Origin of the sequence: Providencia rettgeri (genome assembly GCF_013702265.1) — a bacterium.
GTDB classification, from domain to species: Bacteria; Pseudomonadota; Gammaproteobacteria; order Enterobacterales; family Enterobacteriaceae; genus Providencia; species Providencia zhijiangensis.
Genome location: NZ_CP059348.1, coordinates 306,098 through 331,594, shown reverse-complemented (window position 1 = coordinate 331,594; position 25,497 = coordinate 306,098). Strand labels below are relative to the sequence as shown.

At 42.2% G+C, this 25,497-nt stretch carries 22 protein-coding genes; 17 read left to right on the top strand and 5 right to left on the bottom strand.

Annotation, left to right across the window (positions count from 1 at the left end; genetic code table 11):
• Positions 1–2: 2 nt before the first annotated feature.
• Positions 3–2,084, top strand: a complete 2,082-nt coding sequence (recG, locus tag H0913_RS01520; protein ID WP_181477867.1) for an ATP-dependent DNA helicase RecG — start codon at positions 3–5, stop codon at positions 2,082–2,084.
• Positions 2,085–2,201: 117 nt separating this feature from the next.
• On the opposite strand, the gene gltS is transcribed toward recG, so the two are convergent.
• Positions 2,202–3,416 carry a sodium/glutamate symporter gene (gene gltS / locus H0913_RS01515; protein ID WP_036948572.1) on the bottom strand — a complete coding sequence of 405 codons (1,215 nt, stop codon included), beginning with the start codon at positions 3,414–3,416 and terminating at the stop codon, positions 2,202–2,204.
• A 235-nt stretch (positions 3,417–3,651) separates the two neighbouring features.
• Between gltS and H0913_RS01510 the strand changes: the two genes are divergently transcribed.
• Entirely contained in the window at positions 3,652–5,040 is a 1,389-nt protein-coding gene (locus tag H0913_RS01510; protein WP_181477866.1) for a uracil-xanthine permease family protein, read from the top strand.
• A gap of 125 nt (positions 5,041–5,165) precedes the next feature.
• Positions 5,166–6,959 (top strand): AsmA family protein, encoded by a 1,794-nt coding sequence (locus tag H0913_RS01505; RefSeq protein ID WP_181477865.1) that lies wholly within the window; start codon positions 5,166–5,168, stop codon positions 6,957–6,959.
• A gap of 96 nt (positions 6,960–7,055) precedes the next feature.
• Here the strand turns inward: H0913_RS01505 and fabY are convergent, their stop codons facing one another.
• The 4 genes from fabY to typA form a co-directional block, all read right to left on the bottom strand.
• Positions 7,056–7,979 carry a fatty acid biosynthesis protein FabY gene (gene fabY, locus H0913_RS01500; RefSeq protein WP_154602281.1) on the bottom strand — a complete coding sequence of 308 codons (924 nt, stop codon included), beginning with the start codon at positions 7,977–7,979 and terminating at the stop codon, positions 7,056–7,058.
• A gap of 26 nt (positions 7,980–8,005) precedes the next feature.
• Positions 8,006–8,443, bottom strand: coding sequence for a D-aminoacyl-tRNA deacylase (dtd, locus tag H0913_RS01495; RefSeq protein ID WP_154602280.1), 438 nt, complete (start codon positions 8,441–8,443; stop codon positions 8,006–8,008).
• A gap of 55 nt (positions 8,444–8,498) precedes the next feature.
• Entirely contained in the window at positions 8,499–9,113 is a 615-nt protein-coding gene (yihX, locus tag H0913_RS01490; RefSeq protein ID WP_181477864.1) for a glucose-1-phosphatase, read from the bottom strand.
• 250 nt (positions 9,114–9,363) lie between these two features.
• Positions 9,364–11,187 (bottom strand): ribosome-dependent GTPase TypA, encoded by a 1,824-nt coding sequence (gene typA / locus H0913_RS01485; RefSeq protein ID WP_154602279.1) that lies wholly within the window; start codon positions 11,185–11,187, stop codon positions 9,364–9,366.
• Positions 11,188–11,612: 425 nt separating this feature from the next.
• On the opposite strand from typA, the gene H0913_RS18620 reads away from it, so the two are divergent.
• The 14 genes from H0913_RS18620 to H0913_RS01415 all read left to right on the top strand — a co-directional run bounded on the left by H0913_RS18620 (position 11,613) and on the right by H0913_RS01415 (position 25,483).
• Positions 11,613–12,374 carry a PadR family transcriptional regulator gene (locus tag H0913_RS18620; protein WP_232368813.1) on the top strand — a complete coding sequence of 254 codons (762 nt, stop codon included), beginning with the start codon at positions 11,613–11,615 and terminating at the stop codon, positions 12,372–12,374.
• A 347-nt stretch (positions 12,375–12,721) separates the two neighbouring features.
• Positions 12,722–14,131 (top strand): glutamate--ammonia ligase, encoded by a 1,410-nt coding sequence (gene glnA / locus H0913_RS01475; protein ID WP_154638593.1) that lies wholly within the window; start codon positions 12,722–12,724, stop codon positions 14,129–14,131.
• Between the two features lie 164 nt (positions 14,132–14,295).
• A complete protein-coding gene (gene glnL / locus H0913_RS01470; RefSeq protein ID WP_154602278.1) occupies positions 14,296–15,345 on the top strand; it encodes a nitrogen regulation protein NR(II) in 1,050 nt (349 codons plus the stop codon).
• Positions 15,346–15,354: 9 nt separating this feature from the next.
• Positions 15,355–16,821 carry a nitrogen regulation protein NR(I) gene (glnG, locus tag H0913_RS01465; protein ID WP_181477863.1) on the top strand — a complete coding sequence of 489 codons (1,467 nt, stop codon included), beginning with the start codon at positions 15,355–15,357 and terminating at the stop codon, positions 16,819–16,821.
• A 179-nt stretch (positions 16,822–17,000) separates the two neighbouring features.
• Positions 17,001–17,291, top strand: coding sequence for a helix-turn-helix domain-containing protein (locus H0913_RS01460; protein WP_232368812.1), 291 nt, complete (start codon positions 17,001–17,003; stop codon positions 17,289–17,291).
• Between the two features lie 450 nt (positions 17,292–17,741).
• Positions 17,742–18,272: a fimbrial protein gene (locus H0913_RS01455; protein ID WP_181477862.1), complete on the top strand. Its 531-nt coding sequence runs from the start codon at positions 17,742–17,744 to the stop codon at positions 18,270–18,272.
• Positions 18,273–18,328: 56 nt separating this feature from the next.
• On the top strand, positions 18,329–18,997 hold the full coding sequence (locus H0913_RS01450) for a molecular chaperone (protein ID WP_181477861.1): 669 nt from the start codon (positions 18,329–18,331) through the stop codon (positions 18,995–18,997).
• A gap of 25 nt (positions 18,998–19,022) precedes the next feature.
• Positions 19,023–21,533 (top strand): fimbria/pilus outer membrane usher protein, encoded by a 2,511-nt coding sequence (locus H0913_RS01445; RefSeq protein ID WP_181477860.1) that lies wholly within the window; start codon positions 19,023–19,025, stop codon positions 21,531–21,533.
• A 12-nt stretch (positions 21,534–21,545) separates the two neighbouring features.
• Positions 21,546–22,517, top strand: coding sequence for a fimbrial protein (locus H0913_RS01440; protein ID WP_181477859.1), 972 nt, complete (start codon positions 21,546–21,548; stop codon positions 22,515–22,517).
• 9 nt (positions 22,518–22,526) lie between these two features.
• On the top strand, positions 22,527–23,042 hold the full coding sequence (locus tag H0913_RS01435) for a fimbrial protein (protein WP_181477858.1): 516 nt from the start codon (positions 22,527–22,529) through the stop codon (positions 23,040–23,042).
• An 11-nt stretch (positions 23,043–23,053) separates the two neighbouring features.
• Positions 23,054–23,551 (top strand): fimbrial protein, encoded by a 498-nt coding sequence (locus H0913_RS01430; protein ID WP_420720234.1) that lies wholly within the window; start codon positions 23,054–23,056, stop codon positions 23,549–23,551.
• Between the two features lie 246 nt (positions 23,552–23,797).
• Positions 23,798–24,070: a helix-turn-helix domain-containing protein gene (locus H0913_RS01425; protein ID WP_181477856.1), complete on the top strand. Its 273-nt coding sequence runs from the start codon at positions 23,798–23,800 to the stop codon at positions 24,068–24,070.
• A gap of 94 nt (positions 24,071–24,164) precedes the next feature.
• Positions 24,165–24,422 carry a helix-turn-helix domain-containing protein gene (locus H0913_RS01420; protein ID WP_232368811.1) on the top strand — a complete coding sequence of 86 codons (258 nt, stop codon included), beginning with the start codon at positions 24,165–24,167 and terminating at the stop codon, positions 24,420–24,422.
• 89 nt (positions 24,423–24,511) lie between these two features.
• On the top strand, positions 24,512–25,483 hold the full coding sequence (locus H0913_RS01415) for a fimbrial protein (RefSeq protein ID WP_181477855.1): 972 nt from the start codon (positions 24,512–24,514) through the stop codon (positions 25,481–25,483).
• Positions 25,484–25,497: the final 14 nt, after the last annotated feature.

The following is a 25,497-nucleotide window of genomic DNA, read 5'->3' as shown; positions in this document are numbered from 1 at the left end:
ACATGAACCGTGGTCTGCTTAATACCATTTCACTGACTTCACTTCATGGCATTGGTGCCAGCCAGTCAGAAAAAATGAGTAAAATCGGGTTGAACACAGTTCAGGACTTGCTTCTGCATTTTCCACTGCGTTATGAAGATCATACGCGTCTTTATCAGATTAAAGATTTGATGCCCGGCACAACAGCCACTATCACCGGTCACGTTCTACAAACTAAAGTCGTCTTTGGGCGCAAAAGAATGATGACCTGCCTGATCAGTGATGGCACTGGCAACCTCACACTGCGTTTTTTCAATTTCTCTGCCGCGATGAAAAACAGTTTAGCCGAAGGCCGCCAAGTGACTGCCTACGGGGAAGTGCGTCGTGGTAATACCGGGCCTGAAATCATTCACCCTGAATACAAAGTCTCTCAAGAAACAGATAATATCGCCCTTCAAGAGAACCTAACGCCAGTTTATCCGACAACCGAAGGCGTCCGCCAAGCCACATTGCGTAAAGTGATGGAACAAGCGCTAGCCATGCTAGAAAGTGGTAATATTCAAGAATTACTGCCTGAAGAGTTCAGCCGTAGTCTAATTAGCCTCCCTGATGCCATCCGACTGTTACACACTCCGCCACCGGATGTTTCGTTAGATGAGTTGGAAAAGGGGCATCACCCAGCTCAAAAGCGTTTGATCCTTGAAGAGTTACTGGCTCACCATTTAAGTATGCTCGCCATTCGGGCGGGTAATGAGCGGCTCTATGCCGAGCCACTGGTATCTTCAGGGAAATTTAAAGCGCCTTTACTTGCAAATTTACCGTTCTCACCAACTAACGCGCAAAAACGCGTCGTGGCTGAAATCGAAACTGATTTACAAAAAAATGCCCCCATGATGCGTTTGATTCAAGGGGATGTCGGTTCCGGTAAAACTCTTGTGGCTGCATTAGCCGCACTGTGCGCCATTGAAAATGGTAAACAAGTTGCCTTAATGGCACCGACTGAAATTCTTGCAGAACAGCACGCGAACACCTTTAACCAGTGGTTTGAACCTCTAGGTATCAAAGTAGGCTGGTTAGCGGGTAAGCAAAAAGGTAAAGCGCGCCAGCAACAACAAGATGCCATCGCGAGTGGTGAAGTCTCGATGGTCGTCGGTACCCATGCAATCTTCCAAGAGCAAGTGAGCTTTCACTCTTTAGGGTTAGTCATCATTGATGAACAACACCGCTTTGGTGTTCACCAGCGGCTCGCTCTGCGTGAGAAAGGTGAACAACAAGGATTTCATCCACATCAATTAATCATGACCGCTACGCCAATCCCACGCACGCTGGCGATGACTGCCTATGCCGATCTCGATACTTCCGTGATTGATGAGCTTCCACCAGGAAGAACCCCAGTCACTACAGTAGCGATTCCAGATACCCGACGTAGTGATATTGTCGAGCGCGTTCGACAAGCCTGTTTAGAGGAAGGACGACAAGCTTATTGGGTGTGTACATTGATTGATGACTCAGAGGTGCTCGAAGCTCAAGCTGCCCAAGTTACCAGCGAAGAGCTGGCGCTGGCACTACCTGAACTCAAAGTGGGGTTGGTACACGGTCGCATGAAACCCGCCGAAAAACAGAGCATCATGGCAGCATTTAAGAATAACGAGATCCAGTTACTTGTTGCTACCACCGTTATCGAAGTGGGGGTGGATGTTCCGAACGCAAGTCTGATGATAATTGATAACCCCGAGCGGCTTGGACTAGCACAATTACACCAACTACGAGGGCGAGTTGGTCGTGGCTCTGTCGCGTCTCACTGTGTGCTACTTTATAAAACACCGCTCACTCACACCGCTAAACAGCGCTTACAAGTTTTACGAGATAGCAACGATGGCTTTGTCATTGCTCAAAAAGATTTAGAAATTCGAGGCCCCGGAGAGCTGCTAGGTACAAGGCAGACAGGAAATGCGGATTTTAAAGTGGCGGATTTGCTACGAGATCAATATATGTTGCCAGAAGTGCAACGGTTAGCACGCCATATCCAGCAAAACTACCCTGAGCACGCCCAGAAGATTATTGAACGCTGGCTCCCTGAGCGCGAACAATATAGCCACGCTTAAATTTTTTCCTACCTTAAAATGAAAATTGCCGTGAACACATCCATGTCCACGGCAATACCTGCTTTATTTATACATTTAGTTATATATGTTTGTATTTACTTCAATACTTGTTTTGCACTAGCCACCAATCGTTGGGAAAACCGGCAACCATAAGTAGAACTTAATCACTAACGCATTCACAATATCGATAAAGAATGCCCCTACCATTGGCACGACTAAGAATGCGAGGTGGGATGGACCAAATTTATCAGTTACCGCTTGCATGTTAGCGATAGCGGTTGGTGTTGCCCCTAAACCGAAACCACAGTGACCCGCCGCTAAAATGGCAGCATCATAGTTTTTGCCCATCACACGGAAGGTAACAAAAATCGCATACCCCGCCATAACGCAAGCTTGAACACCGAGAATCACTAACATTGGGATTGCCAAAGACGCCAATTCCCACAGTTTTAAGCTCATTAATGCCATGGCTAAGAATAAGGATAGGCTGACGTTACCCATGACAGAAACCGCGCGGTCGAATACTCGGTAAAAACCAAGTAAAGATAGGCTGTTACTTAAGATAACACCGACGAACAATACGCAAACAAACTTAGGCAGTGCAAATGCGGTGCCTGATAGTAGCCCAGCAATCCAGCTTCCTGCTAGCAAACAGATAGCAATCAACGCAATAGTTTCAATCAACACCATCGAGTTGATCATGCGATTGGATTGTGGCTTCTCAAATGCGGTCGGAACATCTTTGTCCTCATCCGCGGTACCAGGTGTTGGAATATTGCGAATTAAGAAACGTGCAACAGGGCCACCAATCAGTCCCCCAAGTACTAAACCAAAGGTTGCACAAGCCATTGCAACTTCAGTTGCACTCTTGAAGCCATAGTCTTCAGTAAAGATTTTACCCCAAGCGGCACCTGTACCATGTCCACCAGATAAAGTGATTGAACCGGCCAATAGCCCCATCAGAGGGTCTAAACCTAATAATTTCGCAAGTGCGATACCGACTGTATTTTGAACCAGCAATAAACCGACAACGACAAAAATGAAGATTAACAATGCTTTACCGCCAGCTTTTAAGCTCGCTAAGTTAGCATTCAAACCAATGGTCGCAAAGAATGCGAGCATCATCGGTTCTTGCAGTGATAAGTCGAAGGAGAGGCTCCAATCAAATACTTGCTTAACCACTAACAGGGTAAAAGCAACTAATAATCCCCCCGCAACGGGTTCGGGGATAGTGTATTTTTCAAGAAATGAAACTGACTTTACCAGTTTACGTCCGAGTAATAGCACGAGCGTGGCTGCCACCAGAGTGCCGTAGACATCGAGATGATACATTTACGTACCTCGTCTGTTGTTAATATTATTTAAAACTAATTAGACGTTATTTTTTTCCTTAAAACGCCAAAAGCAGGTGCAGGGATTAGAAAAAAAAATCGCGATAAATACAAGTTAAAACATATAAAAATGTGACACTCATAATTTTAATTGATACTTTCTTTTATTTTGCGCAAACGATTGCTTTTTGTATAATTCTCTTTAAAATGCGCTTTTTGCTAGTGGAACAGGAATAATGAACGCAACGGCATCTGAAGAACAAAATGTTGAAAAAACAGTACAAAATCAAAGCGAACTGATATATCGCCTTGAAGATAGACCGCCTTTACCTCAGGCGTTGTTTGCTGCTGGACAGCATCTATTGGCAATGTTTGTCGCGGTTATTACACCCGCAATGCTTATTTGCCAAGCACTTGGGCTACCGGCTCACGATACCCAGCGCATTATCAGCATGTCATTGTTTGCTTCGGGAATTGCTTCCCTGATCCAGATCCGTGCATGGGGGCCTGTTGGTTCCGGATTACTTTCCATTCAAGGCACCAGTTTCAACTTTGTTGCACCGCTGATTATGGGCGGCGTTGCACTTAAACAAGGTGGAGCCGATATTCCATCCATGATGGCGGCGCTATTCGGCACATTAATGGTCGCTGCGCTAACCGAAGTTATCCTGTCTCGCTTCTTACATTTAGCTCGTCGAGTTATCACGCCGCTGGTTTCTGGTGTAGTGGTCATGATCATTGGTTTATCACTGATTCAAGTCGGTTTAACCTCAATCGGTGGGGGTTACAGTGCGCTTGCCGATAACACATTTGGCTCTCCTGATAATCTCATTCTTGCAGGCATTGTTTTAGCCGTCATTATCCTGTTAACTCGCCAGAAAAACCCGTACTTGCGCGTCGCATCGTTAGTGATTGCAATGGCGGTAGGCTACCTTGCAGCTTGGTGGATGAACATGCTGCCAACCGCGCAAGCCAGTGATGCCAACCAATCTCTGATTACGGTTCCTGAGCCTTTTTATTATGGCCTCTCTTTTGACTGGAATTTACTCATTCCATTGATCCTGATTTTTATGGTGACCTCGCTAGAGACCATTGGTGACATCACCGCAACGTCGGATGTCTCAGAGCAACCAGTGCGCGGCCCTCTGTATATGAAACGTATTAAAGGTGGTGTATTAGCAAATGGGCTAAATTCCATGGTATCAGCCGTGTTTAATACTTTCCCTAACTCCTGTTTTGGTCAGAACAATGGCGTCATTCAATTAACAGGTGTAGCTAGCCGCTATGTGGGTTACTTAGTGGCGTTGATGTTAGTGCTACTGGGTCTGTTCCCTGCGGTGGCGGGCTTTGTGCAACAAATTCCTGAACCCGTGCTAGGTGGTGCAACCATTGTGATGTTCGGCACAATTGCCGCATCAGGCGTGCGTATCGTTTCTCGTGAACCACTTAACCGCCGTGCCATTATGATCATTGCATTGTCTCTAGCAGTAGGAATGGGAGTTTCTCAACAACCACTGATCCTGCAATTTGCTCCTGACTGGCTGAAAACCCTGTTTTCATCCGGTATTGCCGCCGGTGGTTTAACGGCGATTGTGCTGAACTTGATTTTCCCTCACGAAAAATAATTCCCTACACCGCCGCAAGAGTTGAACACGCCGGCGGTTCTTCTGTATGCTATCCTTGAGTTGCCGATATATTAAACATATCGGCAATTTCTATTTTTATCTGATTGATAAGGGAGCAGACAAACATGAAAAGGTTACTGAGTTTTTTCGGCTATATTTTTCTGCTTCTTTTGATTATCTTTCTTGCCAGTTATATTGCCTTGCAAACCCGATGGGGCGCCGGTTACGCCAGCCAACTTCTGAGTAAATTTACGCCTTATGATATTAGCGTCGGCATTATGGGACATCAGTTCTCAGAGCCGGGTAAATTTATTTTCCAAGACATTAAGATTGAATCAAGCAACAAGCAGCTAGAATTAGACGCTCCGCAAATTGTGGTGAATATCAATTGGCGACATATTTTCAGTGGTGAAGCCATTCAACGCTTAACCATCACCCAAGGCGACTTATCGGCAAACTTTACCGATAACACATCACAGCTACCGCTTTCTGCGAAAGTCCTGCAATTTGAGAATAGCCAGATTCAATTAACTCAAGGCAAAAATACCGTTCAAGTCGCCGGGTTTACAGGGGGGATCACTCCGTGGGTTCCAACAACTGAAAACCCATTTGGTTACGGTGATTTTCGCTTTACCACCAGCCAACTAACCTTGAATTCTCTACCGTTTAGAAACGTGGCGATCACGGGAAAACTACAAGAGAAAGTGACGGACTTTAGCCAAATCAGCGGCTACCTGAATAATGGTGCGATCACGGGTAAAGGAAAGTGGTTTGCTGACGGCTCTATCATCATTGATAACCTGTCGATGAATAAAGTGGGCTGGCAGAATGACTTAACCTTTGATGGGCTGTTTGATGCGATAAATAGTGACCGAACTTTGCAAATCAACCAATTACAGCTGACCAATGTAGATATTCAAGGACGTGATTGGGCGTTGTCAGGTCTGAGTAGCGAAGTCGATCAAATTGCCTTGGTGAGAGGGAGTTGGAGCAGCCCAAAAAGCCATATTAATTTCAATGTCGATCAATTGGTTATCCAAGACCAACAAATTGATACGCTCATCGGTGAGCTGAACATTGATGGTGATAACCTCAATATTGATAAGCTCTCCGGCTACTACAATAAAGGGATTTTTAACCTGAGTGCGATTTGGCAACGTAATGATAAATCACTGACTATCACTGAAGGGACGCTCGCTGGGGTTCTGTATACCTTGCCAGATAATTGGCTGTCGTTCTTTGCTCAACCCGCACCTGCGTGGTTATCCACATTTGCCATTGATAATTTCACCGTCACGCAATCGTTGCTGATGAATATTCAACCTGAGTTTCCCTTCGAATTTACCGCGTTAAGCGGCAACATTCGCTATGTTGACCTCATCAAGCAAAAACAATGGGGAATTTGGAAGGGACAAGCTACCTTCAATGCTGATGCAGGTACCATCAATCAAGTGATGATCCGCCGTCCTCTTTTAGAAATAGCAGGAAATAATGGGCGTACCGCAGCCAGCCTCAGCGGCAGCGTTGACCGTGGTATCGCAAAAATCGGTTTACTGGCACAGCAAGAGCCAAATAAAGTACCTTTTGAATTACGCGCATCAGGCACCAACATTGATTTAGGTAATTTAAACCAGTGGGGCTGGTCAGGCTTTTCACCGCAGATGTGGGGGGATTTTGAGGCGTCATTACAAGGGAATTTACTGGCATCGCCTCCGGCATCTAGCCTTAATGGAAAATTAACCGCTAAGCCACTTCAAGGAAGCGATCAACTGCGTACTGTAGTTGATGGTCATGTGGCGTCTGGCATTGCTACCGTAGAGCCATCAGCAAAACCTCAAACCGAGCCAGAATCACAAACTGTACCAGCAGAAAATACCTACCCTGTTGATAGGCATGTTCCTGATATGGTTACTCAATAAAGCAGTGAGTCAATAAGCAATAAAAAGCAGGCTCATCCCTTCGGATTGCCTGCTTTTTCAGTGAATAACCTAAAAACAGTCAGTCACCTAAAGACATTATTCGCTTTTCACTTTCTTCGTTTCTGGCAGCACCATATATACACCGCTAAATACCGCACCCACTTGGTTTTCTGCATTGCTCACATGCACTTCCAATTTTACCCGCGCTTTACTTCCTCGGGCGAGACGGTCTAAATCCCCACTAAGATGTGAGAGATCGGCCACTGCGGTTGGACGTCCACTAACGGGTTTTGCATAGCGAATATTAGCATCTACCAGAACAATTTCTCCGCCTAATTGATGCTCTTGTAGCAGCAACCAAATCATTCCCCAACCCGTTAACGTGGCGAGAGAAAACTGGCTTCCAGCGAAAATCGTATTATGAGGATTTTGGTTGCCAGCTTCTGGCATTGTCGTCACAAAGCGCTTTCCAGTGTACTGTTCGATACGTACACCCATCTTTTCGCTCAATGGAATATGCTTGTGCCAAGCTTGCTGAAGCTCACCGCACCAATCGGGGCGATGAAGAATTTGGTCAAGGGTTTCAATCGGTTTGATCATCAAATAGTGCCGAACAGGGGTTTTCAGCTCCCCAGTGACTTCACCACGACGTTCAAAGCCCATTTTGGCGAAGAAAGGTACGGCTTCTTCTCGAACACTGGAAACGATGCGTTTAACGCCTTCACGCCTTGCAATGGTTTCAAGCGCCATAATAATCAGTTTGCCTAAGCCCTTGCCTTGCATAACAGGGTTAACGGCGAGAAAGCGAATAGCGCCTTCGTTATCGGCATTAATATATAGGCGCCCAATGGCCAAAATACGATTTTTTTCATCAACCACCATTTGGTGGTGAGCAGTTAAATCATAACCGTCTTTTTCAGAGCCAAGGGGTTGTTTGAACGGTTCTCGCAGCATTGACCAGCGAAATTGGTAGTATGCGGCGAATTCAAGTTCATCTTTTGGTGTCCGTAGATGGTACATCTCTCCCCCCTCCTTTAAACGATGTTCTACACTTGCAGCCAAAAAGTGACGGGTCCATCATTGGTCAGGCTAACTTGCATGTCTGCCGCAAATTCACCCGTTTCTGTCACAATGCCTTGTGCACGGCTTTGCTCAACAAAATATTGATACAGCTGATCCGCTTTCGTCGGTTCCGCGCCACCGGAGAAACTTGGGCGCATCCCTTTCTTGGTATCTGCGGCTAACGTAAACTGCGAAACCACTAACAAGCTTCCGCCAGCTTGTTGTACGTTAAGGTTCATTTTGCCTTGTTCGTCGCTAAAAATACGATAGCCAAGGACTTTCTCACAAAGGCGTTTTGCTTTCTGCTCATCATCGTCTTTTTCAACACCGAGCAGAACTAAAAGGCCAGGGCCAATTTGCCCTACTGTTTTTTCATCAACAACCACACTCGCGTGAGTGACTCTTTGGATTAATGCAATCATGGGTACTCGATAAAAAAAGGAGTAACGTCACCGTTACTCCTTATTAAGAACTGGATTATTCGACTTCGGCACTAAAGTCGTAAGTGCGAAAATATTCAGGAACGGTGTCTTTATTCAAGACATGAACACCTTTGATACCAAGTGCTTCAGCTGCTTTTACGTTTTCTTCTACATCATCAAAGAACACCGCATCAGCTGCTTCAAATTCTTCAGTTTCCAGAACATATTTGAAAATTTCTGGGTCTGGCTTACGCATTCCTAAATCTTGGGATAGATACAGGAAGTCAGAGGACGCTGCTATTTCAGGGTAGTGTTCTGGCCAATAATCGAGGTGCAGACGGTTGGTGTTCGATAACACGACAACACGATGACCTTGCTCACGCAGACGTTCCATAATATCAATGACTTCTGGTCTTAGTGAGATGAAAATTGAGTGCCAGCCTTCCGCAAAATCTTCAAAGCTTAGGGTGATCCCCATCTCTTCACAGAGCAGCTCAGCAAATTCGATATCTGAAATTTTGCCACACTCATGGAGCTGGAAGATATTGCCAAAAGTGAATCGCTTTTTGATCTCTGAACTTGGGGTACCACTCAGTTCAGACCACTTATCAAACACACGATTGAAGTCGATATCAATAATCACATTACCCATATCGAAGATATACAGCATAAATTGTCCTCTTAGTTATTCATTAAATTTACTTTAATCATTATTGAGGCAACTGAACAGCCCTAATTGAGGATTATTAAGGTTATTTTTTCAATTTATCGATTAAGCAAATTGGCTAGAGGAACTGTGTTTGTGTCTGGGTAAACAAATTTTATCTGCTGATATAACTAAATTTGTCTATCGCTCGATTTTTGTGCATAAAAAAAGGTGCCATATTTGGCACCTTCTATTTTAATTCAAAGACTAACGATTAATCTTCTTTAGAACGGCCAGCACGACGGCGATCGTTCTCTGTCAAGTGACGCTTACGCAGACGAATTGACAGCGGAGTTACTTCAACTAATTCATCATCATCGATAAACTCAAGAGCTTGTTCCAGAGTCATTTTGATAGGTGGTGACAGAGTTGTCGCTTCATCAGTACCTGACGCACGCATGTTAGTCAGTTTTTTACCGGTTAAGCAGTTAACAGTCAGGTCGTTAGAACGTGAGTGAATACCGATGATTTGGCCTTCATACACTTCAGCACCGTGACCTAAGAATAACTTACCGCGATCTTGCAGGCTGTACAGTGCGTATGCAACTGCTTTACCTTGACCGTTAGAGATCAGAACACCGTTTTGACGGCCGCCGATTTCGCCTGGGCGAACATCGTCGTAATGGCTAAATGTAGAGTACAGTAAGCCAGTACCTGAAGTCATAGTCATGAACTCAGTACGGAAGCCAATCAGACCACGGCTAGGAATGATGTAGTCTAAACGTACACGGCCTTTACCGTCTGGCATCATGTCACGCAGGTCACCTTTACGCTCACCTAACGCTTTCATCACGTCACCTTGGTTTTGTTCTTCAACATCCAAAGTCACTTGTTCAAATGGCTCTTGTTTACGGCCATCGATTTCACGAACGATAACTTTTGGACGAGAAACAGCTAATTCGAAACCTTCACGACGCATGTTTTCGATCAGAACAGATAAGTGCAGCTCACCACGACCAGAAACGCGGAATGCATCTGGATCTTGAGTTTCTTCAACACGCAGTGCAACGTTGTGAACCAGTTCTTTATTCAGACGGTCAAGGATTTGACGTGAAGTAACGAACTTACCTTCTTTACCACAGAATGGCGAGGTGTTAACACAGTAGAACATGCTAACTGTAGGCTCATCAACCGCCAGTGCAGGCAGTGCTTCAACGTTACCCACTTGGCAAATAGTGTCAGAAATGTTCAGTTCACCTAAACCAGTCAGTGCAACAATGTCGCCCGCTTCAGCTTGTTGTGAATCAATACGCTCTAAACCTAAGTGAGTCAGAACTTTACCGATTTTACCGTTGCGAGTTTTACCTTCGCTATCGATAACAGTCACTTGTTGGTTAGGTTTAACAGTACCACGCTTGATGCGGCCGATACCGATAACACCTAAGTAGCTGTTGTAATCTAACTGAGAAACTTGCATCTGGAATGGACCTTCCAGATCAACTTTTGGTGGCTCAACGTGTTCCACGATAGCTTCGTACAGTGGAGTCATGTCTTCAGCCATATCAGTATGGTCAAGACCTGCGATACCGTTTAATGCAGATGCATAAACGATAGGGAAATCTAATTGCTCATCCGTCGCACCTAAGTTCACGAATAAGTCGAATACTTGGTCAACAACCCAATCAGGACGTGCGCCTGGGCGGTCAACTTTGTTGATAACAACAATTGGACGTAAACCGTGGTCGAACGCTTTTTGCGTTACGAAGCGAGTTTGTGGCATTGGGCCATCCATCGCATCAACAACCAGCAGAACGCAGTCAACCATGGACATAACACGTTCAACTTCACCACCAAAGTCGGCGTGGCCCGGGGTGTCTACGATATTGATGTGATAACCATTCCATTGGATAGCGGTGTTTTTAGCAAGGATTGTAATACCACGCTCTTTCTCCAAGTCATTGGAGTCCATAACACGCTCATCAACAGTTTCACGTTCACCGAAAGTGCCGGACTGTTGCAGTAATTTACCAACCAGTGTTGTCTTGCCATGGTCAACGTGAGCGATGATGGCGATGTTTCTTAAGTTTTGAATTGACAAGGATTTTTACCGTTTAATTGACAGGAAAGGAATATGCTTTATGAGTTGTTGTAATGCCCAAAGCATACTTTCTACGTTAATTTGCTGTTATTTTACACGTTTTTCCACACAAGTGGAATAAATGTGAAAGCCATCACTATTAAAAAAGTTTTTAGCTAAAAAACATTCAGTTGCGTCGTCGTGCAAAGATGCTCAAAAAAATAGCAATTATCAGCACTAGGAAATCACAAAGTGGCAGGATAATACGCTAAAAAGGAAATATTAGCAGCCGAAAAAAAGAATAAAAAATAAACTTTCTTCGTCTATCACTCATTTCAATGCATTTTTCATTATTTAGATATATCTAATTTGACAGTTTAGATATATCGGAATAAAGTGAACCTATAACGTAATTTAGATATATCGAAATAATAACAGAGGTTCCTATGAGAATACATCAATGCCGTCATGTTTATGCCTCACATCATGACGAACATCAACGAGGACACGGTGGCTGCTGCCATAATGGCGAGCACCAAGAACATCGCCATGGTCATGACCACGGGGAATGTTGTCACGGCGAGGGTCGTCATGGACACGGCGAAGGCCGTCACGGTCGTGGACGCGGTGAAGGCTGTCACGGCGAAGGCCGTCATGGTCGTGGACACGGTGAAGGCTGTCACGGCGAAGGCCGTCGTGGGCGCGGCAAAGGCTTACGTCGCCTATTTGACCATGGAGATCTGCACATTATGGTGCTCTCTTTAGTGGCAAAAAAACCAAGCTATGGCTATGAAATCATCAAAGACATCCAAGAAGCATCTAATGGCTTATATGTACCAAGCCCAGGGGTCATCTACCCAACCTTAACGCTATTAGAAGAACAAGGCTTTTTGGAATCGAACATTGTCGAGCGTAACCGCAAAAGTTTCTCTATTACTCCAGAAGGGGCTGAACACCTCGAGCAGAATAAAGAAACTGAAGCCGTTATCAGCCGTAAATTAGCGAAAGCCCGTGAGCTACAGCAAGGCAGCAACTTATCGGAAGATATCGAGATGGCAGTGAGCCGTTTTAAAGCCTTGCTCCGCCATAAAATGGTGCTCAAGCAATTAAATGAAGAACAAACTCATCAAATTGCGGCGATCATCAATGATGCCGTCAAACAGATTGAAGAGGTGAATGCGTTATTAACTGACAGTAATGACGAATAAACCTTTTTATATCTCTAAAAATACTCACGGTGTGGTGCCAATCAATAGCACTACGCCGTTTTTGTTTCCGCCCTCCATTTCCCGCACCATATTGGTGCAATAAATCTTTTCCTTGCACCAATACAGCGCAGTGATAGACTGTTTTTTAGCCTAATCATTGCCATCTTCTTGTCATCATCCCCATTTACGATGATTTTAAAAGTTGGCACGCTTTTCGCTTATATAACCCTAGAGAGCTTGCAATAAGATTAATGAAATAATCATTAATCTTGCGAAGCCAGATAAACCAACTCATGCACACCTTAATTGCTGCGTAAGTTGATTAGACCCGACCAGGAGAGCCGAGAATGTCCGCTAAACATGTTTTATCGTTAATCGAAGAGCACAATGTAAGATTTATTGATCTGCGTTTTACTGATACTAAAGGTAAAGAGCAACACATCACTATCCCTGCTCATCAAGTTGACGAAGACTTCTTTGAAGAAGGTCAAATGTTTGATGGCTCATCCATCGGTGGCTGGAAAGGCATCAACGAGTCTGACATGGTATTGATGCCAGATGCATCTACCGCAATGTTAGACCCATTCTACGCCGATAATACCTTAATCATTCGTTGCGACATTTTAGAACCGGGCACTATGCAAGGTTACGATCGCGACCCTCGCTCTATCTCTAAACGCGCTGAAGATTTCCTGCGCTCTAGCGGCATTGCGGATATGGTGTTATTTGGGCCTGAACCAGAATTTTTCGTGTTCGATGACATCCGCTTCGGCAACAGCATGCACAGCAGCTACTATCACATCGATGATATCGAAGCCGCATGGAACACTGGCACTAAATACGAAGGCGGTAACAAAGGTCACCGTCCAGCTGTGAAAGGCGGTTACTTCCCAGTACCACCAGTAGACTCATCACAAGATTTACGTTCAGCTATGTGTACCACAATGGAAGAGATGGGCTTAGTGGTTGAAGCTCACCACCATGAAGTAGCAACTGCAGGCCAAAACGAAATCGCAACTCGCTTTAACACCATGACCAAAAAAGCGGATGAGACTCAAATTTACAAATACGTTGTCCATAACGTTGCACACGCATACGGCAAGACCGCAACCTTTATGCCAAAACCATTAGTTGGTGATAACGGTTCCGGTATGCACTGCCACATGTCTTTATCTAAAGGTGGCGTGAACCTGTTTGCAGGCGACAAATACGGCGGGTTATCTGAGATGGCGCTGTACTACATCGGCGGTATCATCAAACACGCTCGCGCACTGAACGCATTCACTAACCCAACGACTAACTCCTACAAGCGTTTAGTCCCAGGTTTTGAAGCTCCAGTAATGCTGGCTTACTCTGCACGTAACCGCTCTGCCTCTATCCGTATCCCAGTGGTCGCAAGCACGAAAGCACGTCGTATCGAAGTTCGCTTCCCAGACCCAGCGGCTAACCCATACTTAGCGTTTGCTGCTCAGTTAATGGCAGGTCTTGATGGCATCATCAACAAGATCCACCCGGGCGATGCAATGGACAAAAACCTGTACGACTTACCGCCAGAAGAAGCTAAAGAGATCCCAACAGTTGCGAACTCTTTAGAAGAAGCACTGGCGGAACTGGATAAAAACCGTGAGTTCTTAACTCGTGGTGGTGTATTTACTGACGATGCTATCGACGCTTACATCGAATTACTGCGTGCTGATATCCAACGCGTTCGTATGGCACCACACCCACTCGAATTTGAAATGTACTACAGTGCGTAACACGCCGTTCCACTGATAGTCTTTGTTGCCGTGAAGCACTTGCCCCATCTTTTGATGGGGCCTTTTCTCTGCACTGAGTGATAAACTGCAAATATTGGCTTCGACGTATCGGTTAATCAGTAAATAACGTATAATGCACCAAAATAGTGCAGGAGCAATATTACATGAAAGCCGAGCATTTACCTGTCCCCGAACATCTCCTCGATTCCTTAATTAACAGCGTATTAGTGCTGGATTACGATTTAATCATCCATTATGCCAACCATGCCGCCTTACAAATTTTGGCACAAAGTCCCCGTAAGCTTTACGGCACTCCGCTCCCTTTGCTATTCAACTATTGTTCATTAAATGATGAGCAAATGCTCAACAGCCTCAAAACAGGCCATAGTTTTACCGAAAATGAAGTCACGCTAGTCCTCAATAACCATTCCCACATGATGTCTTTGAGCGCCCAGCCCCTATCCGACCAATTTATTCTTGTCGAACTGTCCCAATTAGATAGCCAGCGACGCCTTAGCCAAGAGTTAGCGCAAAATGCCCAGCAGCTTGCTGCCCGTGAATTGATCCGTGGACTTGCTCATGAAATCAAAAACCCATTAGGGGGATTACGTGGCGCGGCGCAATTATTGTCTAAGGCGCTGCCCGACCCGCAGCTAAACGAATATACCCAAGTGATTATTGAGCAAGCCGACCGCCTACGCGCCTTGGTTGATAGGCTACTAGGTCCTCAATATCCGGGACCAAAAACCGAGCAAAGTATCCATCATAGTGTGGAAAATGTGATGCGCTTAGTCGGGTTAGAAAAACCGGACAATGTCACGCTGGTTCGCGATTACGACCCAAGCCTTCCCGATCTGGAATACTATCCAGACCAAGTGGAGCAAGTGCTGCTCAATATCACGCGTAACGCTTTGCAAGCTCTTGGCGATACGGGTGGCACCATCACTTTACGTACTCGCACTGCATTCCAAGTGATGCTGCAAGGGGAGCGCTATAGGCTGGCTGCACGGATTGATATTGAAGATAACGGCCCCGGTATTCCACTTGCTATCCAAGATACGCTATTTTACCCGATGGTTAGTGGTCGCCCTGATGGCACCGGCTTAGGCTTATCTATTGCACGCAGCTTAGTGGATCAACATGCGGGGAAAATTGAGTTTACCAGTTGGCCGGGTCACACCGCGTTTTCTATTTATCTACCCATCAAAAAATAGGAGATAGCCATGCAGAAGGGAAAAATCTGGGTTGTTGATGACGACAGTTCAATCCGCTGGGTACTGGAGCGCGCGCTCAACAGTGCCGAACTTAATTGCACCTGTTTTGACAGCGCCGATGCAGTGCTTGCCGCCCTCGACAATGACCGCCCTGACGTATTACTCTCTGATATTCGCATGCCGGGCATGGACGGACTTGCTTTACTCTCCCAGCTAAAACAGTCCCACCCATTACTGCCGATTATTATCATGACCGCGCATTCCGATTTAGATGCCGCCGTTAACGCTTATCAATCTGGCGCTTTTGACTATCTTCCTAAACCCTTTGATATTGATGAAACCGTCGCCTTAGTGGAACGCGCACTAAACCACAGCCGTGAACAAAACTATATCCGTGAACAAAACAATGCTGCTAGCGATAAACCGCAAGCCGCGGTGATTTCGTCAACGATGATCGGCGAAGCCCCTGCCATGCAGGAGGTGTATCGGATCATTGGGCGTCTTTCCCGCTCCTCGATTAGTGTGCTTATCAATGGGGAATCAGGTACAGGTAAAGAGCTAGTTGCCCACGCTTTGCATCAACACAGCCCGCGAGCCAGCGAACCTTTTATCGCCTTAAATATGGCGGCTATTCCAAAAGATTTAATTGAATCCGAGCTATTTGGTCATGAAAAAGGAGCTTTCACAGGCGCATCCCAAGTTCGCCAAGGACGTTTTGAACAAGCCAATCGAGGTTCACTATTCCTCGATGAAATCGGCGATATGCCGCTGGATGTGCAAACGCGCTTATTGCGAGTACTGGCTGAAGGGCAATTTTACCGAATTGGTGGCTATACCCCTGTTAAGGTCGATGTGCGGATTATCGCCGCAACGCATCAGAATTTAGAAAAGCGCGTGGAAGAAGGATTATTCCGCGAAGACTTATTTCATCGATTGAATGTTATCCGCGTACAGCTTCCGCCATTACGCGAGCGTGTTGAAGATATTCCTCGCCTTGCCCATTACTTTTTGCAAAATACCGCCAAGGAGTTAGGGGTAGAAAGCAAAGTTCTGCATCCTGACAGCATTAAAATTCTTCAACGCTATTCTTGGTCGGGCAATGTGCGCCAATTGGAGAACGTCTGCCGCTGGTTAACCGTGATGGCAGCTAGCCAAGAGGTACTTCCGCAAGATTTGCCGAGCGATCTGTTTAATAAGCAAGAATCCAATAAATCAGCGAAAGATCCCGCGTCATCCTCTATCTCCCCTCAAGATCCTAACCTTACTTGGTTTGATCTATTAGAAAAATGGACTGAGTCCGCCTTAAGCGAAGGCAAGCAAGACTTATTTAATGATGCCATGCCATTACTTGAAAAAACCATGCTCAATTGCGCGCTTAAACATACTCACGGGCATAAACAAGAGGCAGCTCGTTTATTAGGCTGGGGGCGAAATACCCTAACGCGAAAATTAAAAGAGCTGGGTATCGAAGATTAATTTCTAGAAAGCTTACCATCTAGCAGCTATGATTTAATTAAGTTAACACGCGAAAAAACGTGTTAACTTTTCATTGGTTAATATTGATTATCAATAAAATATCATCAAAAATCCGCACTAATTGAATATCGATGCTCGATAACCATCATCTGTCAATATACTGTCATTGAGGGTTTCCTATGAGCGAAAATCATACAATATCCGAAATTATTGGACATAAAATAAAACTGATTCGCGAACATCATCATTTATCATTAAAAGAATTAGCTGATGAAATTGGTGTTTGCGAACTTCAACAATTGAAATATGAAAAAGGAAAAGATCGAATTCCCGTCGATAAACTAAAACAATACGCCGATTATTTTGAGATTAGTTTATTAAGTTTTTTATCTTTAGTGAAGCGGAGAAAAAATTTATTTTGCATTACCTTAATAAAAAGTAATCTTTATATGACAGGCTTAAAACGATGAATCTTATTCCACTTATTGGAATAGGATAAAAAAACACAATATCCGACTATATTATTACGATGGCAGAATTAAAACAGTACAAGCAAGAGCATTAAATTACGTCAATTATTCATCACTAAATTTATAAAAAACCACACTCCCGCCCCATAACGTGTACTGCTGTACAAACATCTTACTTTAATAAAATATTAATATTAAATTTTTATTTAAAATTAACATTAACAAATCAAATTATTAATATTTTATTTTACCGCGATAACCTATATAAAAATCCAACCTCTATAGTGAATTTAAAATATAAATAAAAAAACAAAGATGAAATCGAATTTTAAATCTAAAAATACACAAACTTGTTTAAAATTAAAATAAAAGTCAAAATATCCGTTAATTGAGTAAGTCATTATTTTAATGAAACTCAATTTTCAAAAAAATATCTCTCGGAGAAAATAAATGAAAAAGAATTTACTGGCATCATTAATTGCTGCGTCTTCTATTTTTGCTGTAAATAGTGCATTAGCTGCAGATGGAACAATTGATTTTACAGGTGAGATCACTGATCAAGCATGTGAATTAGCTTCGGGTTCTGATGCACTAAAAGTTAACTTAGGTAAAGTTTCTAAAAAAGCATTACCAAGTGCAGGAAGTACTGCTGCTGCTACAAAATTTACTATTAAATTAATTAACTGCCCAACAACGGTAACATCAGCATCCGTAAAATTTGATGCAACCTCTTACCCTGGTGATGATAGCGTTATTGAATTAAAAGATGCAGGACAATCCGGTGTTGCTACGGGCGTTGGTATCCAAATCACTGATGATGTGAACACAGTTATTCCTCTATTTACTGCATCTAAGGCTTACCCTTTAAAAGATGGAGTTGAAAATAACTTAGATTTTAGAGCTCGTTATATTGCTCAGACAGCTAACGTTGGTGTGGGTTTAGCAAACGCAAACGCAACATTTACAATTAATTATAACTAATTAGTTATTAAGGTTTAAACGGAATTAAGCCTTAATATTTATTCAATGGTGGTAATATGAAATTTATTGTTTATTCTCTTATATCTTTATTTACACTGATTAATACCGCTTATGCTGGTGTTATTATTGGTGGAACTCGTGTTATTTATCCTGAAGGGAATAAAGATGTGAGTATTTCTGTTGAAAATCCAGATAAAATCCCTTACTTAATCCAATCTTGGATAGATGGTATTGATGAAAAAAAACAGTCTGATTTCACTATCACACCACCATTATTTAGATTAAATCCAGAAAAGACCAATGCGCTGCGGATTTTTTTAACCGAAAACAAACTTCCTCAAGATAAAGAGTCTTTATTTTGGCTAAATATAAAGACTATTCCGGCGACTGAACGTACAGAAAACTCATTACAAATTGCGTTTAAAACCCAGATGAAGCTAATTTATCGCCCTTCAGTTTTTAAAAATGTTAATTTTGAAGAAGAACAAAAAAAATTAACTTGGTCAAAATCGGGGAAAACACTTTCGGTTAAAAACCCTACACCTTATTATATGAATTTTCAAAGCATTACTTTTAATGGGAAAAAAGTTAATGATGTTTCCTATGCCGCCCCACTAACGACAACAACATTTGAAGTTGATGATATGACAACTAGTGGAACAGTTAAATGGGAAGTTATTAATGACTATGGTGCTGCAGAAAAACCCTCTGAAATAAAAATATAAAAATATAATTGTAGGTCACATTCCAATGAAAATTAATAAAATATGCTTTGGCCTATTTTTATATCTAGGCTATACGGTTTCACTGCATGCGGAAGATAATACAGATAATAATGTATACTTCGACCCTGATTTTTTAGAACTGCCGAATAAAGATGCCGTTGATTTAACTCAATTTGAAAATAATGAACAATTAGCAGGGAGTTACTATGTAGATATTTATGTTAATTCTAACTTAATTGGCGCAAAGAAATTAAACTTTGATAAAAATAATCATAACAAATTAATACCCTGTTTATCTCTGGCTGATTTAACCGATTTCGGCGTAAAAACGGCTGAGTACCCTGAATTACAAAATACTGGTACTGGCTGTGTGAATTTAGCCGCGATACCGGATTCCAAAAGTGATTTTGAATTTGATTCACAACGCCTGTATTTGAGCATCCCACAAATCGCTTTAGATAAAAACCCTCGTGGCTATGTCAACTTAGAAAATATTGATAATGGAATTAATGCACTAATTCTAAATTACAGTTATAGCGGCACTAAAAATTATGATCGCAAAAAAGGTGGCTCCGATACCACTTCAAACTATGTGAATTTAAGACCTGGCTTAAATATAGGGGCTTGGCGCCTACGGAACTATACCACTTGGTCAAGTAATGATGGCCAACCCAATAAATGGGATACGGTATATACCTATGCTTCCCGCGGTATTAATAGCATTAAAAGCCAGCTGACACTTGGGGACAGCGTATCACCATCGATGGTTTTTGATAGCGTGCCATTTCGAGGTGCACAGTTAGCCACAGATGATGATATGTACCCAGAAAGTCTACGCGGTTATGCGCCGGTAGTTCGAGGCATTGCTCGCAGTAACGCCCAAATTACGATCCGCCAGAATGGCTATACCATTTACCAGACTGATGTGGCTGCTGGTCCCTTTGAAATCAGTGATCTGTACCCTACTGGTGGCAGTGGTGATCTTCACGTCACTATCAAAGAATCGAATGGTAGCGAACAATATCAAATTGTGCCATTTGCTTCCCTGCCTGTACTACAACGTGAGGGTTATCTTTCTTACAGTGTGACTGGTGGACAATATCGCTCTTATGATAGCCATGTGGATAAAACTCACTTTGGTCAATTCACGTTAATTTATGGTCTTCCTTATGGGATAACCGCTTATGGGGGAAGCCAGATCAGTGAAAAATATCAATCTTATTCTCTAGGTGCAGGGCAAAACCTTGGGCAATTTGGTGCGCTATCCGTTGACGTGACTCATGCAAGCTCCACGTTTGTCGATGATACCAAGGAGCAAGGGCAATCTTATCGATTCCGATATAACAAAAACTTGAATGATATTGGAACTAACATTGCACTCGCTGGCTATCGTTATTCCACCAAGGGCTTTTATAGTTTGTCGGAAGTTTTTGATACCTTCCGAGATACTCACTATACCCCAGAAATTGAACGACGTCGTAATCGCGGAGAAATTACGCTCAGCCAAAACTTAGGGGAAAATAATGGTTCAATATCGATAGGATATGTGAATGAAGACTATTGGAATAGTGATAAAAAAACCCAATCGGCAACGCTAGGATACAGCAACAGCTGGCAAGGCATCAGTTATGGAATTAATTACACCTATAACCGTGATACCAACACGTATGCCTATAATGGAAATAGCCAAGGTCAAAATGAAGATGACCATCAATTGGCACTCAACATCAGTATTCCTATTAATCTGTTTGACAGTACTTTTTACTACAACCTCAATACGAATAGCAGCAGTAATGGCCCAAATTCTGGAAACATGGGGCTATCTGCGAGTCAATTGGATAATCGTCTTAATTGGAGCATTCAACAAGGATATACCACTCAAGGGCAAGGTTCATCTGGGAATATGAACGCTTCCTACAAAGGTCAATACGGCGAAGTTTCTGGGGGAAGTAGCTACAGCAAAGATAATTACAACCTTTATTATGGCGCTAATGGTAGCTTTGTCGCCCATTCAGGTGGGGTTGTCCTTGGTCAACAATTAGGGGAAACCGCTGCCATCGTAGATATTCCAGAAGCGGGAAATGTGCCGATTCTTAACCAAGCGGGGGTTTTAACCAACAATCAAGGTTATGCCTTAGTGCCTTATGTCACAGCGTACCGTAAAAATGTGGTTGATATTGATACTTCTGCATTGCCTGATAATACCGAAATGGAATTAACCAGCCAAACGGTCGCTCCAAGCCGCGGTGCTCTCGTTAAGGCCAGTTTTGCTGCTAATGTGGGTTATCGCGCCATGATGGAACTGAAATTTGCTGATGGGAAGCCAGTACCCTTCGGTGCTCAAGCCATATTTAAAGATAACAACCAATTAAATGGCATGGTTGGTAATGACGGTGAAATTTATTTATCTGGTTTAGCCGAAAGTGGCAGTTTTATTATTCAATATAACGATAAACAGCAGTGTCAGGTTAATTATAACTTGGCAGGTGTATCCAATTATTTGGGATTATATAAAACAGCTGCGGCTTGCCAGTAAAAGGTAGCTAAAATGAAAAAAATAGTGTTCAGTTTATTAATTACATGTTCTGGATATAGTTATTCAGCTTGTATTCAAAACCCTGGATTTAATAATATCCAAGCGTTTGTTCCTGCTAGAACATTTACTGTCCAATATGATGATACCTCCGTTAGAGATTTAGGCTCTATAAATATTACTTATTTATCCTCCTCTTCAACTACTACATATTCTGCTTCAAATGGAGAGTGTGGAGCCTCATATTTAAATGGGACTTTCGTCAATAACTGGAGCCCAAATGCGAGTTATATAGCACCCAGTAATATACCTGGGGTTGGTATTACCGTCGCTACAGGTGGAATTGGGGGTAATTTTAATCGTCGGTTTGGTCCTCCAGGTGCAGGGCTATTAGGTTGGATCATTTATGATACAACCTGGCATATCACTTTTAAAAAAACGGGTCAGATTACTTCTTCAGGCTATATCCGTTCAGGAATGATCGCTCGTTTAACACAAACGAATACGACACCTAGCTCTACCTGGTATTTAACTGCATTAAATATGCCTGCAAATACCGTTAGAATTAACGTACTTAGCTGTTCACTAAAAAATAGTCAGTCTGTTTATAATATTGAGCTAGGTGACTGGTATGACACACAATTTGCAAATATTGGGGATACAAGCACCTCCGTGGATATTCCCATTACCTTAACTTGCATGGCAGGGGCTAATATTAAAGCCAACGTAACCAGTTCCGCTGGTTACGTCGATATCAATACAGGAAAATTAGCATTATCTGGTGCGGATAAAGCAACAGGTGTGGCAATTCAATTATTAGATAAAAATAATGCCCCAATAAAACTAAATACCATGAATAGTTTACAAAATAGTGTTCCCGCAGGGGATTACATGTTTAATTGGAAAGCTCGCTATATAAAAACAGATAGCACAATTACCCCTGGAAGTGCGAACTCAACAGCCACTGTTAATATTCGGTATGAATAGGAAAAAATAATGAAAAATTTAATACTCCCTTTATTCTTAGCGAATAGCCTATTCATCAGCTTAGATGCTTTTTCTGCAAGTACAGTGACACTTAATTTTAGAGGAAATATAAAAGCAGCTACCTGTAATATCTCTGGAGGTAATAATATTGATATTGATTTAAAAAACATGCCCGCTGATCTTTTTAATTTACCTCAAAGCGGATCAGACTGGAAGCTATTTAATATCGATATGAATAACTGCTCTTCCTATGTGAATCAGATAGTCCTCACATTTAGTGGAACTTCCGATACCAATAATATAAATAACTTATATAAAAACATGGGTACCGCCCAAAATATCGCAGTACAACTTGAAAGCGGTGATGGAGCAACACCACTAGGAAATCAAAAAGTTTTACGGGTACCATTAGCGGGAAAAAACAGTCTCAGCATTCCTTTAAGAACCCGAGCATATAGTGCAATCGGTAATGCCAGCGCAGGTACCGTGTCTGCCAATATTACGGCCACCATTACGTATTTATAAGGATGAGAATAATGAAAAAAATTGCACTCTCATTATTGCTTTTCGTTTTCCCTCTCACTGTATTGGCACAAGTCGCCAATATCCATGTGCATGGTTACATCACTGCACGCCCCTGTGAACTCGAAAAAGCTAACTACATCGTAGACTTAAAAAAAGTCAATGTGTGGAATATTCGAGATACCCAGGTATCTCCTTGGGTAAATTTCACGATTAAATTAAAAAATTGTCCCGTGGATACCAAAGAAGCAATTATGGTAATCAACGGTACACCTGATGCAGTAAATGCTAATTACTTTATTAATAATGGCAGTGCCAAAAATGTAGCTTTAAATTTAGCTTATGGCGCAAACAAAGTAACAGTAAAAAATGGAGAGCAAGTTACCGCATCAGTTAACACCCAAACTCGCACAGTTGAAATTCCCTTATCCGCTAGAATGGCAGGATATGGATCAGGAATGACAGGGGGATCTTTTAAAAGCCACCTCGATTTTACACTTATTTATCATTAAGTATTTTTAATAATGTTCTTAATTCAATTATCAGATTGAGATATTTAATTGTTTATTATACAAGGATAATGTTCACTAATTGAAATTTTAATTATGAACCTCCATATAGAATAAATAACTTTAATTGAGGTGATATAAGTCAAGATGTCAAGATAGATACCTGATAGATATATCTTTGAGGTAATGGTATTCATTTGTCTTTTGTTAAGTCAATTAACAATTACAAATAGTAGAAAGAGGTTAAAAATGGAAAATAACTATCCGGTCTCAGCAGTTATTGGATATAAAATAAAAAAATTACGCAAAGAAAAAGGTTTATCCCTACTTTCAGTAGCTAAAATGATTGGAATTAGTGAGCAGCAACAGCTGCGCTATGAAAGAGGAAAAAATCGAATATCAATTGACCGACTCAAGCAATATGCTACTTATTTCAACATTAATATTAATGAATTCTTTTTATTTAATGAGCATGAAAAGGAAAAAATAAAAAAGGAACTTAGCAGATCGCTAAATGCATAGTATTTCTACTTAATCGCTATTGGTCATTATGATGAAAAATAATACATCTAAAATTGTCGGTGCCCGTATTCGAACACTGAGGAAAGATCGCAATATGAGTATCCAACAACTGAGTAAGTTGTTGGGTATTAGTCAGCAACATCAATCTCGCCATGAATTAGGCGAAATGAGAATTCATGTTGATACTCTTTACTCTATTTCACAGATATTAGAACTTGATATTCAGGAAATAATGAGTGATTTTTCTGAACCTCATGATTTTTCATTTAACAATGATAAAAAAGATAAGGATAATTTATTAAAAGCAGAATTGCTTTTATCACCAGAGCAGAATTTTTCTTTATATAAATAACTAGCTAGATATTGGTAGAAAATGATCTGCCAATATCAATATCTACATTTTCTACTTGTTATTCTTCATAACCTTAATCGGGAGCAAACATGCAATTTAATTTAAGAAAAGCTTCTTTTACTATGTGTCTCTTTATCTATTCTGGGTTTTCCTTTGCTGCATGTATTCAAAATCCTAGATTGAATAACATTACCGTTAATGTACCGACCAGAACATATACCCTTCAATATGATGATGCTTCATCTAAAGAACTTGGTCGGTTTATTGTGACATTTGCCAACGGTGATATTAACACCTATTCCGGGAAAAATGGACAATGTGGGCAAGCTCGCCTTTATGCCAGCTATGTTAATGGTTGGGTCCCTAATGCTAATAAGGTTGCGGCAACCAATGTTCCCGGTATTAGTGTCGAAATAATCGCTACTGCAATAGGCAGCATTAATGTCTACAGTCGCTACCCTGTTCAAGGGCGTCTGCCTTGGACAATCGTCGCTCCTCAATGGACAATGATTATCAGAAAAACAGGTGCAGTTACCCAGTCTGGTAGTTTAAAAGCCGGTAATGTGGCTCGATTAATCCAAAATAATCCGAATCACGCTAACTGGAACTTGTCTACACTCAATATACCAGCGAATGCCATTAATATTAATGTTGCTAAATGCGCCACGAAGTCTAGTAACTATACGATTAACCTTGGCGATCGATACGATACCCAATTTAAAAATATTGGGGATGTGAGCACAAGTGTAAATATCCCTATCACACTAAGCTGTGCTGCGGGTACAAATATCAAAACAACAGTTACGAGCAGCGCAGGCTATGTAGACACCGCAACAGGAAAAATTAAACTATCAGGAACAGGTTCTGCCACTGGCATTGGCATACAATTACTTGATAGAAATAACTCACCGATACGACTCAACACTAAAAATAGCTTACAAAATAATGTCGCTAGCGGTGATTATCTTTTCAACTGGAAAGCCCGCTACGTAAAAACAGCCGCAAAAGTTACACCAGGTACTGCGAACTCGACTGCTACCGTTAATATTCGCTATGAATGATCGATTTTAAGTCA